Origin of the sequence: Bifidobacterium indicum (assembly GCF_036987015.1) — a bacterium.
GTDB classification, from domain to species: domain Bacteria; phylum Actinomycetota; class Actinomycetes; order Actinomycetales; family Bifidobacteriaceae; genus Bombiscardovia; species Bombiscardovia indica.
Genome location: NZ_BTXM01000001.1, coordinates 1,149,834 through 1,165,956 on the forward strand (window position 1 = coordinate 1,149,834; position 16,123 = coordinate 1,165,956).

Below are 16,123 nucleotides of genomic sequence, written 5' to 3' on the forward strand. Positions count from 1 at the left end.
TTTACTCGAGATACATGATTCTCGACGAGAGGGAGCCGATCCTCTCCCGCTGTGCCGCGGAGAGGGGGTGATCCAGGTCGAACCCGACCATGCGCCGGTCCTCATCATCCACCATGGGGTAGATGGTCTTTCGCACCGGTTCGCCTTCCTGCCCCAGCACCGCCTGAATCCTTGCAAGGGACGCGTCAACATCGTCCTGCCTCCCATCCTCCTCGACGAAGAGCATGGGGAGCGGACCGGACGGGCGCACGTCATAGCCACCCAGGCGGATTCTACGCACTTCAATGGTTCCTCCGCCGATGGAGCAGGCCCAGAGTGATATGGTCTCCCCGGCCCTGACCATATCAAGAACGACCGTATTGGGATGGTGGATGGGACTGTCACCATCCTCCTCGACGAATTCAATATCCACACCCACGGCGCGGGCGATGGCCATGGCATTGGGCACCTTGGGGTCATCCGGATCCAGACCCAAAAGCCCGCTGACGATGGCATAATCGGTGCCGTGACCCCTATGGGTACGGGCGAAGGACTCATAATATCGAATGATGACCCTATCGGGCATGCCCCCGGCCAGGATATGCCCGATCCGCCCAATGGAAACGGCCCCGGCGGTATGGGAGCTGGAGGGCCCGATCATGACCGGGCCGATGATATCGAACACACTGCGATATTTACCCATCATCACGTCCCATCACTGCTTCCTCCCGACACCTGAAGCCCCGTCCGGCAGCAAGCGGCCAATCTCACCAAAGCATTGTTTACACCCCGCGGGCCGAATGCGCAAGAAGCCCGGCAACGTAGAGGATTCGTTCATGTCTGACACGCCTTGACCGCCCCCTCCCACAGGGAAAGGCACAATGGAACCATGCCAACTCCAGCACTCATAATCCTGTGCATTCTGGCAGGATTGGCCATCGTCGCAACGATGGTGGTCCTCCTTTCGCGCGCCTACAGGAGGCGGGAGTTCGCCCGCAGGATGGAAGCCAGGGATGACGACCAGGTCAGCTACGCTTTCATCATCAACCCATCCAAGCCCCAGGCCGCCCAGACCCGCTGGCACATCCAGAATTACTGCAGGGCCAAGCACATCCAGGATATCCGCTTCATCGAAACACAGCTGGACAAGGACGGAAGAGCCTGTGCACGAATGGCCCTGGACCAGGGGACCGAGGTGGTCGTGGCCGTCGGCGGAGACGGCACGGTCCGCACCGTGGCGAGCGCCATGGCAGGCACGGGCCACGCCATGGGAATCATCCCCATCGGAACCGGCAACCTCTTCGCCCGGAACATGGGCATCCCCGTCGGCGATCTGGACGCAGCCCTTGCCGTGGCCACCTCCCACGGGTCCAACCTGGTGGATGTCGGGCGCATGTACCTCCTGGACGGGAAGGAGAAGGACCGCGGCCATGCCTTCCTGATCATCGCCGGCATCGGCTTCGATGCCCTGATGATCGACGACACCGATCCCAACCTGAAGAGGACCGTCAGCTGGCTGGCCTACTTCATCAGCGGGGCCAAGCATCTCTTCGCCCCCAAGTACACAGGCGACATCTCGATCACCCGCCAGGACCAGGTGACCCAGACCAACACCTCGGTGACCTTCCGCACCTTCATGGCCGGCAACTGTGGCGAAATACCAGGCTTCTCCCTGATGCCCAACGCCTCCTGGAACGACGGGCTCCTGGACTTCGAAATCATCGACACCTCGGCCGGACTGATCGGCTGGGCCAATCTCTTCGGCGATGTCATGCACCAGACCATCACCAGGAAGGCCAGCCAGTCCCCCTTCTCCACCAATTCGACCATCGTCCAGCTCCAGGGTGCCCGGGCGGAGATTCGACTGGAGGACCCTGCCCTGGCCCAGGTCGACGGCGACATCCTGGGAGAGACGCAGCATATAGCCCTTGAAGTGGAGCAGCGGGCCTTGAACGTTCGGGTCCCCCAGACCGACTGACCCCGCCTGGGGGGTCATCCCGGAAGTGGTTTCTCGCATACCGGTGGCATGATGGAAGGCATGACAGCACAGAATGCGGGTATGCCCGCCACCCCTGACGACCTGATCGATCTGGATGACCTGATCGGCAAGTATTATGACCTGGTCCCCGAACCCGGCAACGATGCCCAGAAGGTCTCCTTCGGCACCTCCGGTCACCGCGGATCGTCCCTGACCACCTCCTTCAACGAGGCCCATATCGTCGCCATCAGCCAGGCCATCGCCGAACGACGCAAGGCCGAGGGGGTGACCGGTCCCCTCTATTTGGGGCGGGATACCCATGGTCTCTCCCTGCCGGCCTGGAAGACCGCCATCGAGGTACTGACGGCCAACGGGGTCCGGGTGCGGATCGATGCAAACGACGACTACACCCCAACCCCCACCATTTCCCAGGCGATCCTGACCCATAACCGGGCGACCGACGGCACCCAACGCTTCTCCGGCGAAGACCTGGCGGATGGCATTGTGGTCACCCCTTCGCACAACCCGCCCACCGACGGCGGGTTCAAGTACGATCCGCCCACCGGCGGCCCGGCATCGGCCGGGACCACCAACGCCATCGCCCAGCGCGCCAACGAACTCCTGGGCGACTACCGGCAGGTCAGACGGATCCCCTTCGAGCAGGCCATCAGGTCCGACCTGGTGGAACGGTTCGACTTCCGCGAGCACTATGTGGCCGATCTGGGCAACGTCATCGACTTCGACCTGATTCGCTCCTCGGGCGTGCGCCTGGGCATCGACCCCCTGGGAGGGGCCTCGGTCAACTACTGGCCCTTGATCAACGAGAAGTACGGGTTGAGCATCGGAGTGGTGAACCCCGAGGTGGACCCGACCTGGCGGTTCATGACCATCGACCATGATGGGAAGATCCGCATGGACCCCAGCTCCCCTTACGCCATGAAAGGCCTGGTCGACAGACTCAACTCCGGGGCCTGGGGCTCATACGACCTGGTGGGCGGCACCGACCCCGACGCTGACCGACACGGCATCGTCTGCCCGGACAGCGGGGTGATGAACCCCAACCACTACATCGCCGTCTGCGTGGACTACCTCTTCTCGGGCAACAGGCCCGGGTGGCCCCGGGACGCAGGAGTCGGCAAGACCCTGGTCTCGTCCTCCCTGATCGATCGTGTGGCCGCCTCCATCGGGGCCAGGCTGATCGAGGTTCCGGTGGGCTTCAAGTGGTTCGTCGATCCCCTCTTCAAGGGCGAGGTTGCCTTCGGGGGCGAGGAGAGCTCCGGGATGAGCTTCCTGCGCCGGAACGGCCGGGTCTGGACGACCGACAAGGACGGGCTGATCCCCGATCTCCTGGCCGCCGAGATCACGGCCCGCACCGGAAAGAACCCGGCCCGGCTCCACCAGGAGCAGGCCGAGCGCTTCGGCCAGAGCTGGTACAAGAGGGTTGACACCCCCACCACCCTGGAGCAAAAGCAGAAGTTCGCCCACCTGAGCGGCGATGACGTGACCGCCTCCACCCTGGCCGGGGAGCCCATCACGGCCAAGCTGACGGAGGCCCCCGGCAACCAGGCCAGGATCGGCGGCCTCAAGGTGACCACCAAGAACAACTGGTTCGCCGCCCGCCCCTCCGGAACGGAGAACATCTATAAGGTCTACGCCGAGTCCTTCGTCTCCCCCGAGGCCCTGGACCAGGTCCTGGACGAGGCCGGGCAGGTGGTCGACAAGGCCCTGAACTGAGCACTCTCCAGGGCTGAATCGAACCCAAGCGAAACCCCGCAACCAAGGTATTCGGTTGCGGGGTTTTCTCATGCCCTGTCTAGGCTTGGATACATGAGCAACGAGATGGAACTGGTGGTTTCGACCGATGGCAGCGCGCTGGACAACCCCAACGGGCCCATGGGGTGGGCCTGGGCCGATCACAGGGGCGGGGATGCCGATGCCGGCGGCGCCAGCAATGGAACCAACCAGATCGGAGAACTGTGCGCCGTCCTCCAGGCCCTGAGGGCGCATCGTGGAAGCCGTCCACTGGTCATCGAATCGGACTCCCAATACGCGATCAACTGCTCCTCCAAGTGGGTGCACAGTTGGAAGAGGAAGGGATGGAAGAACTCCCAGGGCAAGCCGGTCAAAAACCGCCAGCTGATCATGGCCATCGATGAGGAGATCCGCCAACGCAAGGGATCGGTCAGGTTCGTCTGGATCAAGGGCCACGCAGGGGACCGGTTCAACGAGAAGGTCGACACCCTAGCACGCGGCTATGCCGCCGATGCCCGGGATGGCAGCCGCCAGGGTTCACTGCCCATCGAGGGATGGCAGTCCCTGCTGGATTCCGACTATGCGGAGGGGCTGGATGTTCCCGACCCGGTTCGTCAGGAATTGGATGGCGGCCCCACCGTCCTGGATGACCAGGGACGCAGACGGGATAGGATGAGCCCGTCCGAGCAGACCTCCCTGGCAGAGGATGCGGGCGAGTCGGGCGCAGCGGATACCGCGGAGGCGATGGACGACGTCACCACGATGAGCGAGGCCAAGGATACCAAAACGCCTGATCCGGTGGACGAGGAAGGGACCGACCAGGCCTACGACATCGACCAGGACCAGGAGACCGTCTCTGAAGGGCAGGTGGAGCCGATAACCGATACCTCCGATAAGAATCCGGATACGTCCGGGACCGGCTCCCAGGCAAGGGGACTCCAGGCCACCGGCAGGGTCCGGATCACCCCTCCCCCTTCGGGCAGCACCAGATTCGCCGGGCAGGCCTTGCACATTTCGGGTCGGATCGAGCTGGATGCGGATATAGCACCGGACGGAACGGTGATCATCGATCAGGCCCCCTTCCGGCTTCACAGCATCGAGACTCGGGACTGAAGGGGACATCCTGGAGGCCAACGCGTAGGATGGGAAGCACTTGAGTGTTGAGTTGCGCCGCCCGAACGGGAGCGCGTAAAGGAGTTCACATGGATAAGTCCGAACAGGATGCGTTGAAGAAGGCCGCCGGCATCGAGGCCGCCAAGCTGGTCGAGGAGGGCATGGTCGCCGGTCTGGGCACCGGTTCGACCGTGCGCTTCTTCGTCGACGAGTTGGGCCGCCGCGTCCAGGAGGAGGGCCTGGAGTTCACAGGGGTGACCACCTCACGCCGGACGAAAGAGCAGGCGGAGGGGTACGGCATCAAGATCGTCGATGTGGATGATGTGGACCACATCGACGTCACCATCGACGGGGCCGACGAGGTGGACAGGAACTTCGACGGCATCAAGGGCGGTGGTGCGGCCCTGCTCTGGGAGAAGATCGTCGCCACCAATTCCCGCAAGATCGTATGGATCGTCGACGAGTCCAAGGTGGTCGACACCATCGGCCGCTTCCCCCTGCCCGTGGAGGTCATCCCCTTCGGCGAGCGCCACGTGCTGGACCGCTTCAAGGAGCGCGGCTACCAGCCCGTCCTCCGTCTGGATACCCAGGGCCAGCCGGTTCTGACCGACGAACACAACCACATCATCGACCTGCACATGGAACGGATCGACCACCCCCGGGACCTGGCCGAGGACCTGATCACCACCGTGGGTGTGGTGGAGCACGGACTCTTCCTGAACATGGTCGACACGGTCATCGTCGGAGACCCCAACGGCCCCAGGATCATGACCAATTCCAACAAGTAGGCGCGGACCAGATCCGCGGAACCCCTCCGAGCATTCCATGGATTCGGAGGGGTTCGTTGCTTGTATGGGTCGTCTGACCACCGTGTTCGATTGGCTGAGCATATCCCTTTGCCGGTGGTAACATAGACATCGAGACGTGGTTTCAGCGGAGAATCCGGCCGGTGGGGGCCATGCGGATGGGGGTGGGCCAGCAATGGATGACTTCTATGCTGAAATAGGCGGCCTGGCACTGATTGTCGCATCAATTCTGATACTGATCTTGGGCACACGCATGCGCAGGGGAAGTGTTCATCGCAGCGCCATGCTGAGTGGACCGTCACGATACTATCGCACGGATTCCCTGTGGAGGCACGTGCAGAAAGCAGAATCAACCGGAATGCTGATTATGGGCACCATCTGGTTCAATTTCGGCATCGCCATCCTGATCCTCCCCAACATGGACTCCCTGTCTTTCATGATAGGCCTGGGCGCATTCAGCATCGAGACGGTGCTGGCCATCTGTGATATGAATTTCGCCGCGCGACGCACATACCGAGCATCCACCGCGGCTGGCCATGACCCGGCATGAGTCCTCACATGACGGATGACTGTGCCCAACCTCTCCTGGCGAACCCGGGTGGACCGCCGACGGGCGCCAATACACGAAGTCCCCGGATCGGTATGATTCGGGGACTTCTTCAGGCCCAAAAGCCATAAGTCATAAAGCTACTTGCGCTGGTGACGAGTCTTGCGCAGCATTTTACGGTGCTTCTTCTTGCTCATCCGCTTGCGGCGCTTCTTGATGACAGAACCCATCCGAGCCTCCGATCCTTATATACCTGGAAGTGTCCAACTTGCCCAATCGTACACCGTTTGCGGGACTACTAGAGCGGGAATGCCCTGTAGAAGGCTTCCAGAGCCGCCTTGGATCCCTGTGCCTGAAAGACGACGGTATCGTTCTGCCATACGGCCTGAGCCGATTTGGCATCCCCGGCCACCTCCTTCTCCACATAGGAGCCGGTGGCACTACCCCCGGCCTTGACCTTGCCGGAGGCCAGCTCCTTACCGGTCATCCCGGTCGTCAACGAATCATAGGCCTGCCTGGCATCTTCGGCCTTGGTCCATTGGGCCAGGTGGAGGGTCACATCCTTGCCGGGCTGCCCCGTGGAATAGATCAGGGTGTACTCCTCAATGGGGGTCCTGGATCCCCACTCCGTAGCGGGATCCGCCTTGGTGCGGGCGAAGTCGGCAACGGTGTCGGGCATGGCCTTGAGCAGTTCGCTGGCATTCTGCGGCAGCGGCTGGGCGTCTATCTTCGGCTTGGGCCTGCCCTGACCCTGGCTCTGACCGGAGGTGGTGCCGGCGCTGGGTTCCTGCCCCTTCACGGCCCAGTGCGGCCAGACGAATGCGGACAGGAGGACCAGGACCACCACGGCGGCCAGGGCCATGACCAGGGTGATACGACGACGACGAACTGTTGATGATGGAGTAGTGGACATGGCTCCATTCTCTCATAGGCCGGGTGATGTCAATGCGAAGAGTCGATGCAGCCGCTTCGCTTTCAGGTGAACCACGGGGCCGGTAACGAACAGGTCTGGCCCTTGTCGCTCAAATTGGATAGCGTGCAGGTATGGCCAAGACTGCGATGCAATACGTCTGCACGGACTGCGGATGGACCGGAGGCAAGTGGTTCGGACGCTGCCCGCAGTGCGGGCAGTGGGGTACCGTTGAAGAGTTCCGCGAAGCCCGGTTCGGCAGCGCCGAGGGACCGGGGGCCACGGCAGGCGGAAGCCACACACGCCCGGTCGCGCCCGGCTCGCTCCAGGCGAGGCCCATCACCCGTGTGGGGCCGGGCCGTCTGACCCGTGTGCCGACCGGATTCGCCGAGTTCGACAGGGTCCTGGGCGGGGGAATCGTCCCCGGATCGGTGATCCTGGTGGCCGGGGAACCAGGCATCGGCAAGTCCACACTCCTCCTGGAAGCGGCAGGGAAGGTGGCCGGAAGTGATGGGGCCGGAGCCAAGGTCCTCTATGTCTCCGGCGAGGAATCCCAGGCCCAGGTAAGGATGAGGGCAACCAGGGTCGGAGCCGTCAAGGAATCCCTCCTCCTCGCATCAACCACCGACCTGGCCACGGTCCTGGGGCTGATCGAGCAGGAAAAACCCGACCTGGTCATCGTCGATTCGGCCCAGACCGTCGTCTCCGACAAGGTGGATGGAATCTCAGGGGGCTCCACCCAGGTACGGGAGGTGGCCATATCGCTGATCGACATGGCCAAGACCTATGGCATCCCCGTTCTTCTTGTCGGGCATGTGACCAAGGACGGGTCCATAGCAGGTCCACGCACCCTGGAACACCTGGTCGACGTGGTCTGCCAGTTCGAGGGAGACCCCCAGACCGCCCTGCGCATGTTGCGGGCCGTCAAGAACAGGTTCGGACCGACCGACGAGGTCGGCTGCTTCGACATGGGCGAGCAGGGCATCGAAGAGGTGAACGACCCCACCGGGCTTTTCCTCTCCACCTCCCATGACCAGGTGGACGGGACCTGCGTCACCTTCACCCTGGACGGTCACCGGAGCCTGCCCATTGAGATTCAGGCCCTGGTGACCGGGTCCGTCCTGCCCACGCCCAGACGCAACACCAACGGTATCGACCCCAACCGCCTGGCCATGCTGGCGGCCGTCCTCTACCGGCACGGGCATGTCAACCTGCTCACCAAGGACCTCTATGTATCGACGATCGCCGGTGGCCTGGCCAAGGAACCCGGGTGCGACCTGGCCATCGTCTCCGCCCTGACCAGCGCAGCCAGGTCCAAGCCCATCGAAAAGACCACCTGTGCCATCGGCGAGATCTCCCTGACCGGCCAGGTCCGGCCCGTACCCCAGTTGAATCATCGACTGAGTGAGGCCGCACGGCTGGGCTTCACGAAGGCACTGGTACCGGTGACCAGGGGGAAGCGGGCCACCAAACCCGTTCCCGGTCTGGAAACGATCGAAGTCGCCACCCTGGCCGATGCCCTGGAGGCCCTGGAGGTTCGTTGAACACCGACCACGGCCGGTCGCCTGCCGCAGTCCACCACCCAGGCAGGTAGCGTTCCGGCGCTTTGGGGAATACCGGCGCAAAGAGATAACGCCCCGCCCCCGCCCATGCGGGTGGCGCCGGTGCCGACACACTATAAGATGGCAGCAAACCCGGACCGTCAGGAGACAGTATGGCCAAGAATCAGATGCCCGAAGAGGATATGGACTTCCCCATCTGGGCGGCAACCATGTCGCAGTCCAGCAACCGTTCCCTGGCCGGGGCCAGGCTGGTTCCCCCCCTCGACGCCTTACATGGCCGGGAGCTGAGCGAAAGGGTGATCAGCCAAGCCGGGCAATGGGGGATGATCATCGCGGACGCCGATGGGACCGAACACCCGGATGTCACGCATGCCAAGGCGAACCAAGGGGTGTCAGCCGAATCCGGATGCCCTGGACCGGCACGGCCCTGCGATGAGGAGGGCAGGGGCGTCACCGACCCGGATCCTGACGGTTCCCTGCATCCCGGAACCAAGCCGGCAGGAAGCCCACAGGCCACCACCGCCAGTGATTTCGACATGACATTCGGTTCCGTCGAGACGATGAACGACATGCGCCGGGTCAGCGGGGCCGAAGCCATTGCCTGGGCCCAATCCCGAATGCCCGTCCTGAGAGGGCTCCTGGAGGAGCTCCGGACCGAAGTGGATTTCGGGTCGGCACGAATCGCGGCCTGCCTGATCCTTGAACCCAAGACGGCCGTCCTGCTCAGGGAGTTGAAGCGGGCGGGGGCGCAGGTGGGCGTCTACTGCGAACCCGGAGCCGTGGATCAGAGGGTGGCCGAACAGCTCAAGAGGGAAGGAATCACCGTCTGCGCCGATTCCTCCTGGGATGATGATGAGGCCAGGCAGGGGGCCCTGGACCTGATGGACAGGATTCAACCCAACCTGATCATCGACGACGGTGCCTCCTTCGCCCGCCTGGCCCTCCGCGACCGCCCGGAACTGGCGGCCAACCTGATGGGTGTGGCGGAGGAGACCACATCCGGGGTCAGGGCCTTCGCCGCCATGGAGGAGGATGCCGCCCTGACCTTCCCGGTCATAGCCGTCAACGACAGCCGGATGAAGACCGATTTCGACAATGCCCATGGCACCGGCGAGACCTGCCTGACCACCATGCAGGACCTCCTTGGGGCCCAGTGCTTCCAGGACCAAAGGGTCCTGGTCATCGGCTACGGACCGGTGGGGCGCGGCTTCGCCCTGGGCGCCCGGGCCCTGGGTGCCCGGGTGAGCGTCAGCGACATCGACCCCCGGGCCGCTCTGCGGGCCGTCTTTGACGGATTCCCCGCCCTGGACACCCCACAGGCGCTCCCCCGGGCCGACATGGTCATCTCGGCCACAGGGGTCGTCCATACCGTGGACCTGGACGACATGCGGGCCATGAGACCCGGAGCCGTCCTGGCCGTCATAGGCGGTATCGCCAATGAGATAGCCCTGGACCGCCTTCCCGGGCGGGACTTGTCCCAGGAGGACCAGGTCTCGACCATCGAGGTTCCGAACGGACCGGAGCTGACCCTGCTCAGCCATGGGGACGGGGTCAACTACACGGCCGGGGGAGGCAACCCGATCGAGATCATGGACCTGAGCTTCGCCGTTCAGGTCTCGGCCCTGGCCCACCTGCTCCGGCAGGGACGGAACCTTGCCCACCGGGTCCACAAGCTCCCCGACCAGGTCGACAGACGCATCGCCTCCCTGGCGCTGAAGGTCCGTGGCCACCAGGCCCGAAGGCAGGCATGTCCCTCCGCGCAGGACTGGAGAACCACCCGATTCGATGCCCGAAGGGGGTCGAGAGAGGCATGAGCACCACATCATCGACACTGGGCAACCTGGGTCTGGGCGAGGACAGCCTGGCCAATGTGACCGTCTACTCGGCCAGGATGGTCATACCCGTCACCGCACCGGTCATCCTCAATGGAGCCGTCGCCGTCAGCGGTGACCGGGTCATCCACGTGGGCACGCGCGCATGGGTCATGCAGGAACTCAAGGGGGAAGCCCCCCGGGGCAGGGTGACTGAACGGCACTGGGACGGGATCATCATGCCCGGGCTGGTCAACGCCCACACCCATCTCCAGTACACCGGCATGGCCGAGGTCGGCCAGGGCGAGTACGAGGACTTCCACGCCTGGGAGGAGGCCTTCAACCGAATCTACGATGACGAGACCCGGCCACACGCCTGGCGGTCCTGGGCCATGGAGGGTGCCAGGCAGTGCGTCGAATCCGGAACCACGGCGGCTGCCGACATCGTGACCGACCTGGATGCGGCGGCGGGTATGGTCTCCCAGGGCATGCACGGCATCACCTATTGGGAGGTCATGGGCTGGGGAAACCGGGAATGGGATGACCGGGGCAAGTACCGTCTGAACCTCCAGCTGCGGCGGCTGGAGGAGGAACACGTCCGCCACCTCGGCATCAGCCCCCACGCCCCCTACACACTGGAGGCGGAGCCCTTCGTGGATCTGCCCGACATCGCCCGCCGTCTGAACATGCGCCTGCACATCCACCTGGCCGAGACACCCCTGGAGGCCGGATTGGAGGCCGACGGGTCAAGGCCCGCCAGGTCGACCGCCCTCCTGGGCGACATGACCTGGTCCAGTTACAGGGAACTCAAGAGGGAGGGGCAGGGACTCTCGGCCATCCAGTTCGTGGACCAGTTGGGTTCACTGGGGCCCGATGTCCACATCGCCCACGGTGTCTGGGCCGACGAGGAGGACCGGCGCACCCTCCGTCAGCGTCAGGTCTCGGTGGCCCTGTGCCCCCGATCCAACCGGATCACCAACACCGGCAGGGACGCACCCGTCAGCCGGTACCTGAAGGAAGGCAACGCCCTCTGCCTGGGAACCGACTCCCTCTCCAGCTCCCCCAGCCTCGACCTGATGGATGAAAGCGCGGCACTGTACCGGTTGGCACGCCAGCAAGGCTATGGGGGACGCGACCTTCCCCGCCGCCTGATTCACATGATGACCCTGAACGGGGCCGCCGCCATGGGTCAGCACCTGGCCGCCAACCGAATCGGGCAGATCAACGCCGGAGCCCTGGCCGACCTGGCCTTCATGGACATACCCGTCCAGGCGGCAAACGCCGAGGCCATCGACCGGACACTGGAGGAACTGGTGGCCTCGGGCGGAGGTCACAACAGGGCCACCCTCATTTCCGGGCAGGTGGCTTACAATGCCGGTATCTTCTGACCGTACCGGAAGGATGGAGAGACCCTTATGAGCATCGCACTGCAGGATATGAGCGCCTACGCACGATCCCTGGTGGACCGCCTGGGCCTGACCCCCCACCCGGAAGGCGGCTGGTACACCAGCGACTGGCGGAGCCTCCACGAGGACGCCGCCAGCGGCCGACCACTGGCCTCCCTGATCTACTTCCTCCTGGCCGAGGGGGATGCCAGTGCCTGGCACAAGGTGGATGCCGACGAGATCTGGCTCTGGCACGGTCCGGCTCCGGTCCACCTCCAGCTGGGCGGGTACGGGGACTTCCCCTCCCAGGATTCCGCAGAGCTGACGGACATCACCCTTGGGGCGCAGCTGACCGGGGTGGGCGACATCGGTCCCGGCACCGACCCCTGCGGACACCACCTGGTCCCGGAGGGGTGCTGGCAGCGCACCCTCCCCGGCCGGGGCGACGCCTTGGTCTCCTGCGTGGTCAGTCCCGGCTTCACCTTTGAGGGATTCACCCTTCAGGATTCAGCAGACTGATCATCTTCAGGACCGTCCGTGCGGCTGTATCGGCTGCCCTGCCCATGTTCGCCTCACTCTTGTTCAGGTCGTCATAGGCCTGGCCGCAGGGGTTGCTGATGCCTCGCAGACAGAGGAAGGGCACCCCGCATTTTCCGCTGATCTGAGCGGCGGCGGCCTCCTCCATGGCCTCGCCATCCGCTTGGAACCTGGTGACCAGGTCATCAAGCACCTCAGGGTCGGTGTTGAAACGATCGCTGGTCGAGATGTTCCCGACCACGAAGTGGCCCCCTTGGCCCCCCGCCCCGGGGTCAGACTCCGGGGCGACCTCCGCGGCCGGTGCCGGCAGGGCGATGCGTCCCCTCCACCGACCCGACCCGACCAGGTCGCCCACGGAATCCGCCCGTCCGTACCCCAGGGCCTCGGCCGCCCGAATGGCGACCTTGAGGAGGTCGGGGTCGGCGGGGAAATACTCCAGATAGGGCGGGCATTCGGCAATGATGGCCGTATTGGACTCGGCATAGTGCTGCTCCGCCCCTATCAGCAGGTCACCGATGGTCAGGGAGGGGTTGATGGAACCCGCGATGCCACTGAATATGAGGGCCTGCGGGTTGAACCTGTCAATCAGGAACTGGGTGCAGGAGGCCGAATTCGCCACCCCCATCCCTCCGACGCAGACCACCAGATCCATGCCTGCGCAGGTCCCGATCGAGAGCCGATAGCCCATCAGGGTGAGCTCGCGGGCATGGTCCAGGGCGGCCAGGATCGGGGCTGCCTCCCTGTCCAGGGCGCACTGCACCGCAAGTGTGGTGACATTGTTCCTATCCATGGTTCGATGGTCCCCGACAAGGCCGACAAATGCGCGGCATTCATGAAACCTTGAAGCCGTTATAAGAAAAACCGAAGTGTCATCATCGGCCGTCCCGCCAAAACGGGTATCACCCGGTAGGGCTCTGCCGGTAGTATGGTTCAGTCCGAACGGTTGAGAAGTTGATTGCCGAGACCGGTTGTTGACCGGGATCGACCCAGTAACCGCCACCGTCATTGTCACTAAGGAGCAATCCACCATGACCCTCTTCAGCAGAAAGACGACGACCAGGTTGATGGTCGCGACCCTCACCTTCGCGACCCTGATGTCGGGGGCGGCCTGTGGTTCCGGCTCCTCGGGGGAGTCATCAGCCAAGTCCGGATCGATCACCGAGGAGACCATCAACCCGGGCACCCTGACCATCGCCACCGGAGATCCCGCATACACCCCCTATGTGCAGGACAACAAGCCGGAGTCCGGCAAGGGGTATGAAGCCGCCGTGGCCTACGCCGTGGCCGAGAAGATGGGATTCGGCAAGGACAAGGTGAAGTGGATCCGCACCTCCTTCGATGCCGCCATCGCGCCGGGAACCAAGGACTTCGACATGAACATCCAGCAATTCTCGATTACCTCGGAACGCAGGAACGCCGTGGACTTCACACCCAGCTACTACAACTCCACCCAGGCCCTGGTCATCCACAAGGGTTCCAGATTCGCCTCGGCCAAGTCCATCGACCAGCTCAAGGACGCCAAGATCGGCGCCATGGTCGGTTCCACCTCCTACACGGTGGCCCAGGACAAGATCAAGAAGGACATCCAAACCTTCAACGACAACGCCACACTGGCCCAGGCCCTGGATACCAACCAGATCGACGCCCTGGTCATCGATACCCCATCGGCCTACAACATCGTGGAATCCAAGCAGGTCAAGGAGGGTTCGGTCCTGGGCCAGATCAAGGGCTCCGAGGACCCCGAGGGCATGGGCATCGTCCTGCCCAAGGACTCCAAACTGACCAAGGCGGCCTCCAAGGCGGTGACCGACCTGGACAAGGACGGCACCCTGAAGAAACTCCAACAGCAATGGCTGCACGAGTACACCTCCACCCCCACCCTGGGCTGACCCAAGCAGGGCCAATCGAATCGGAATCGGTCAGGTATGTCATCAACCGCTCAAGTACACATCAGTGATGTCCAGAGGGAACGGGAGCAGTACGACCGTCGCCAGAACCTCCAATCCGTGGCCACCAGCATCGTCAGCACCCTGGTGCTGGCCTTCCTGGTGGCCCTGGGCCTGCATTACGCGCCTGGTTGGCCCAAGGTCAAGGAGTCGTTCTTCTCCGGCAAGTACTTCGCCCAGGCCTTCCCCAAGGTACTGCAAGGGCTCTGGCTGAACCTTCAGGTCCTCTTTTTCGCCGTCATCGGCGTGGCCATCCTGGGCACCCTCCTGGCCATGATCCGGACAAGCCGCTCACCCTTCCTCTTCCCGCTCAGGGCCCTGGCCCAGATCTACACGACCATCATGCGCGGCATCCCGATGATCGTGGTCCTCTACCTGATCGGGTTCGGCATCCCCGGACTGGCCATCTTCGGCCGCATCCCGGTGGCCCTTCTGGGAACCGTGGCCGTCATCCTCTCCTACTCCGCCTATGTGGCCGAGGTGCTCAGGGCCGGGTTCGAGGACGTGAGCCCTTCACAGCGGGCCTCGGCACGCTCCCTGGGGCTGACCTCCGGACAGACCCTGCGGATCGTGGTCATTCCCCAGGCCCTCCGCAAGGTGGCACCGGCCCTGATGAACGATTTCATCTCCATGCAGAAGGACGTGGGCCTGATCTCGGTCCTGGGTGCCGTCGACGCGGTCCGGGCCGCGCAGATCCTGGTTGCCACCAGCTACAACTTCACCCCCTATGTGGTGGCCTCGGTACTCTTCATCGCCACCTCGGTGCCTTTCATCCTTCTCAACGACTGGTACTCCAACCGGCTACGCAAGCGCGAACAGAGCGGAGGGATGGTATGAGCATTACGACCAGCACCCCTGAAACCGGACCGGAGGCCCCGGTCCTGCGCCTGGACCAGGTGCGGAAGTCCTATGGCGGCAATGAGGTCCTCAAGGGCATCTCCTTCGATATCAGACCCCATGAGACCGTGGCCCTGCTGGGTCCATCCGGGTCGGGCAAGTCCACCCTGATGAAGTGCATCAACCTGCTTGAGCGCGTCAATGACGGGCAGATCTGGCTGGGCGACACCGACATCACCGACCCCCGGGTCGACCGGGACCGGTGCCGGTCACGGATCGGGGTGGTCTTCCAGCAGTTCAACCTCTTCCCCCACATGAACGTCCTGAAGAACGTGACCCTGGGTGCGATCAAGGTCCATGGGGTTCCCAAAGACCAGGCCAGGGAGCGCGCACTGGAGCTCCTGGACAGGATCGGCATGCGGCAGAAGGCCAATGCCTACCCCGACCAGCTCTCCGGCGGGCAGCAGCAGCGTGTGGCCATCGTCCGGTCCCTGATGACCGACCCCGAACTCCTTCTCCTGGACGAGATCACCTCGGCCCTGGACCCCATGCTGGTCGGCGAGGTCCTGGAGATGGTCTCGGAGCTGACCGACAAGGGGACCACGATTCTCATGGCCACCCACGAGATGGGTTTCGCCCACCACGCGGCCGACAGGATCGTCCTCCTCCTGAACGGGGTCATCGCCGAGAACGGATCACCCCGCCAGGTCATGGACGAGTCGGAGAACCCCCGGACCAAGGAGTTTTTCAGCCACTTCCGTAGCCTCTAGGCGCACCTGCAGGCAAGGGCCCCACCAGTGGTTGACCTCTGGTGGATCCTGCATGTTCGCTTGCGCATGCAGGGTGCCGGTTCCGCTTGAACCGGCACCCTGCCTCCACCAGGTCAGCCCACCTCCCATCTGCCAGACTCCCAGGCCGACCCGGACCGAGTGTCCTTGTCGACCTGGTCGGGCCATATGA

16 protein-coding genes are annotated in these 16,123 nt (G+C 63.9%); 12 read left to right on the top strand and 4 right to left on the bottom strand.

The window, feature by feature from the left end; all coding sequences use genetic code 11:
* Window position 1 precedes the first annotated feature (1 nt).
* Entirely contained in the window at window positions 2-685 is a 684-nt protein-coding gene (locus AACP59_RS05010) for a serine dehydratase beta chain (protein WP_297316792.1), read from the bottom strand.
* A gap of 183 nt (window positions 686-868) precedes the next feature.
* Here AACP59_RS05010 and AACP59_RS05015 point away from each other — a divergent pair, with 183 nt between their 5' ends.
* From AACP59_RS05015 to AACP59_RS05035, 5 genes are all read left to right on the top strand, one after another.
* Window positions 869-1,957, top strand: a complete 1,089-nt coding sequence (locus AACP59_RS05015; RefSeq protein WP_297316793.1) for a diacylglycerol/lipid kinase family protein — start codon at window positions 869-871, stop codon at window positions 1,955-1,957.
* Window positions 1,958-2,017: 60 nt separating this feature from the next.
* A complete protein-coding gene (gene pgm / locus AACP59_RS05020) occupies window positions 2,018-3,691 on the top strand; it encodes a phosphoglucomutase (alpha-D-glucose-1,6-bisphosphate-dependent) (protein ID WP_339350160.1) in 1,674 nt (557 codons plus the stop codon).
* Between the two features lie 105 nt (window positions 3,692-3,796).
* The gene (locus AACP59_RS05025; protein WP_339350412.1) at window positions 3,797-4,822 is read left to right on the top strand and encodes a ribonuclease H family protein; all 1,026 of its coding nucleotides are present in this window, start codon (window positions 3,797-3,799) and stop codon (window positions 4,820-4,822) included.
* Between the two features lie 89 nt (window positions 4,823-4,911).
* The gene (gene rpiA / locus AACP59_RS05030; RefSeq protein WP_297316795.1) at window positions 4,912-5,610 is read left to right on the top strand and encodes a ribose-5-phosphate isomerase RpiA; all 699 of its coding nucleotides are present in this window, start codon (window positions 4,912-4,914) and stop codon (window positions 5,608-5,610) included.
* Window positions 5,611-5,803: 193 nt separating this feature from the next.
* A complete protein-coding gene (locus AACP59_RS05035) occupies window positions 5,804-6,178 on the top strand; it encodes a glycosyltransferase family protein (protein WP_339350162.1) in 375 nt (124 codons plus the stop codon).
* Window positions 6,179-6,315: 137 nt separating this feature from the next.
* Here the strand turns inward: AACP59_RS05035 and AACP59_RS05040 are convergent, their stop codons facing one another.
* Together AACP59_RS05040 and AACP59_RS05045 are read right to left on the bottom strand one after the other, a co-directional pair.
* A complete protein-coding gene (locus AACP59_RS05040) occupies window positions 6,316-6,405 on the bottom strand; it encodes a 30S ribosomal protein bS22 (RefSeq protein WP_003817716.1) in 90 nt (29 codons plus the stop codon).
* Between the two features lie 68 nt (window positions 6,406-6,473).
* The gene (locus AACP59_RS05045; RefSeq protein ID WP_297316797.1) at window positions 6,474-7,088 is read right to left on the bottom strand and encodes a hypothetical protein; all 615 of its coding nucleotides are present in this window, start codon (window positions 7,086-7,088) and stop codon (window positions 6,474-6,476) included.
* A 131-nt stretch (window positions 7,089-7,219) separates the two neighbouring features.
* On the opposite strand from AACP59_RS05045, the gene radA reads away from it, so the two are divergent.
* From radA to AACP59_RS05065, 4 genes are all read left to right on the top strand, one after another.
* On the top strand, window positions 7,220-8,629 hold the full coding sequence (radA, locus tag AACP59_RS05050; protein ID WP_339350165.1) for a DNA repair protein RadA: 1,410 nt from the start codon (window positions 7,220-7,222) through the stop codon (window positions 8,627-8,629).
* 554 nt (window positions 8,630-9,183) lie between these two features.
* Window positions 9,184-10,461: an adenosylhomocysteinase gene (locus AACP59_RS05055; RefSeq protein ID WP_339350413.1), complete on the top strand. Its 1,278-nt coding sequence runs from the start codon at window positions 9,184-9,186 to the stop codon at window positions 10,459-10,461.
* Entirely contained in the window at window positions 10,458-11,846 is a 1,389-nt protein-coding gene (locus AACP59_RS05060; protein WP_339350167.1) for an amidohydrolase family protein, read from the top strand. Before AACP59_RS05055 ends, AACP59_RS05060 begins: the two co-directional genes overlap by 4 nt.
* A 27-nt stretch (window positions 11,847-11,873) precedes the next feature.
* Entirely contained in the window at window positions 11,874-12,362 is a 489-nt protein-coding gene (locus tag AACP59_RS05065) for a cupin domain-containing protein (RefSeq protein ID WP_297316801.1), read from the top strand.
* On the opposite strand, the gene AACP59_RS05070 is transcribed toward AACP59_RS05065, so the two are convergent.
* On the bottom strand, window positions 12,337-13,170 hold the full coding sequence (locus AACP59_RS05070; protein WP_297316802.1) for a 5'-methylthioadenosine/S-adenosylhomocysteine nucleosidase: 834 nt from the start codon (window positions 13,168-13,170) through the stop codon (window positions 12,337-12,339). The genes AACP59_RS05065 and AACP59_RS05070 overlap by 26 nt on opposite strands.
* A gap of 238 nt (window positions 13,171-13,408) precedes the next feature.
* On the opposite strand from AACP59_RS05070, the gene AACP59_RS05075 reads away from it, so the two are divergent.
* Genes AACP59_RS05075 through AACP59_RS05085 form a run of 3 tightly spaced genes read left to right on the top strand, consistent with a single transcriptional unit; the run spans window position 13,409 to window position 15,933 of the window.
* Window positions 13,409-14,269, top strand: coding sequence for an ABC transporter substrate-binding protein (locus AACP59_RS05075; RefSeq protein WP_339351193.1), 861 nt, complete (start codon window positions 13,409-13,411; stop codon window positions 14,267-14,269).
* A 36-nt stretch (window positions 14,270-14,305) separates the two neighbouring features.
* Entirely contained in the window at window positions 14,306-15,163 is an 858-nt protein-coding gene (locus AACP59_RS05080) for an amino acid ABC transporter permease (RefSeq protein WP_297316804.1), read from the top strand.
* Window positions 15,160-15,933, top strand: a complete 774-nt coding sequence (locus AACP59_RS05085) for an amino acid ABC transporter ATP-binding protein (protein ID WP_297316805.1) — start codon at window positions 15,160-15,162, stop codon at window positions 15,931-15,933. The genes AACP59_RS05080 and AACP59_RS05085 overlap by 4 nt, the downstream gene beginning before the upstream one ends.
* Window positions 15,934-16,123: the final 190 nt, after the last annotated feature.

What these genes read in the sequence shown, in the direction of transcription:
- AACP59_RS05015 (WP_297316793.1), top strand. Translation starts at nt 869, where the DNA reads ATGCCAACTCCAGCACTCATAATCCTGTGCATTCTGGCAGGATTGGCC.
- AACP59_RS05025 (WP_339350412.1), top strand. Translation starts at nt 3,797, where the DNA reads ATGGAACTGGTGGTTTCGACCGATGGCAGCGCGCTGGACAACCCCAAC.
- AACP59_RS05010 (WP_297316792.1), bottom strand. Translation starts at nt 685, where the DNA reads ATGATGGGTAAATATCGCAGTGTGTTCGATATCATCGGCCCGGTCATG.
- AACP59_RS05070 (WP_297316802.1), bottom strand. Translation starts at nt 13,170, where the DNA reads ATGGATAGGAACAATGTCACCACACTTGCGGTGCAGTGCGCCCTGGAC.
- rpiA (WP_297316795.1), top strand. Translation starts at nt 4,912, where the DNA reads ATGGATAAGTCCGAACAGGATGCGTTGAAGAAGGCCGCCGGCATCGAG.
- AACP59_RS05080 (WP_297316804.1), top strand. Translation starts at nt 14,306, where the DNA reads ATGTCATCAACCGCTCAAGTACACATCAGTGATGTCCAGAGGGAACGG.
- AACP59_RS05045 (WP_297316797.1), bottom strand. Translation starts at nt 7,088, where the DNA reads ATGTCCACTACTCCATCATCAACAGTTCGTCGTCGTCGTATCACCCTG.
- AACP59_RS05055 (WP_339350413.1), top strand. Translation starts at nt 9,184, where the DNA reads ATGACATTCGGTTCCGTCGAGACGATGAACGACATGCGCCGGGTCAGC.
- radA (WP_339350165.1), top strand. Translation starts at nt 7,220, where the DNA reads ATGGCCAAGACTGCGATGCAATACGTCTGCACGGACTGCGGATGGACC.
- pgm (WP_339350160.1), top strand. Translation starts at nt 2,018, where the DNA reads ATGACAGCACAGAATGCGGGTATGCCCGCCACCCCTGACGACCTGATC.
- AACP59_RS05065 (WP_297316801.1), top strand. Translation starts at nt 11,874, where the DNA reads ATGAGCATCGCACTGCAGGATATGAGCGCCTACGCACGATCCCTGGTG.
- AACP59_RS05035 (WP_339350162.1), top strand. Translation starts at nt 5,804, where the DNA reads ATGGATGACTTCTATGCTGAAATAGGCGGCCTGGCACTGATTGTCGCA.
- AACP59_RS05060 (WP_339350167.1), top strand. Translation starts at nt 10,458, where the DNA reads ATGAGCACCACATCATCGACACTGGGCAACCTGGGTCTGGGCGAGGAC.
- AACP59_RS05075 (WP_339351193.1), top strand. Translation starts at nt 13,409, where the DNA reads ATGACCCTCTTCAGCAGAAAGACGACGACCAGGTTGATGGTCGCGACC.
- AACP59_RS05085 (WP_297316805.1), top strand. Translation starts at nt 15,160, where the DNA reads ATGAGCATTACGACCAGCACCCCTGAAACCGGACCGGAGGCCCCGGTC.
- AACP59_RS05040 (WP_003817716.1), bottom strand. Translation starts at nt 6,405, where the DNA reads ATGGGTTCTGTCATCAAGAAGCGCCGCAAGCGGATGAGCAAGAAGAAG.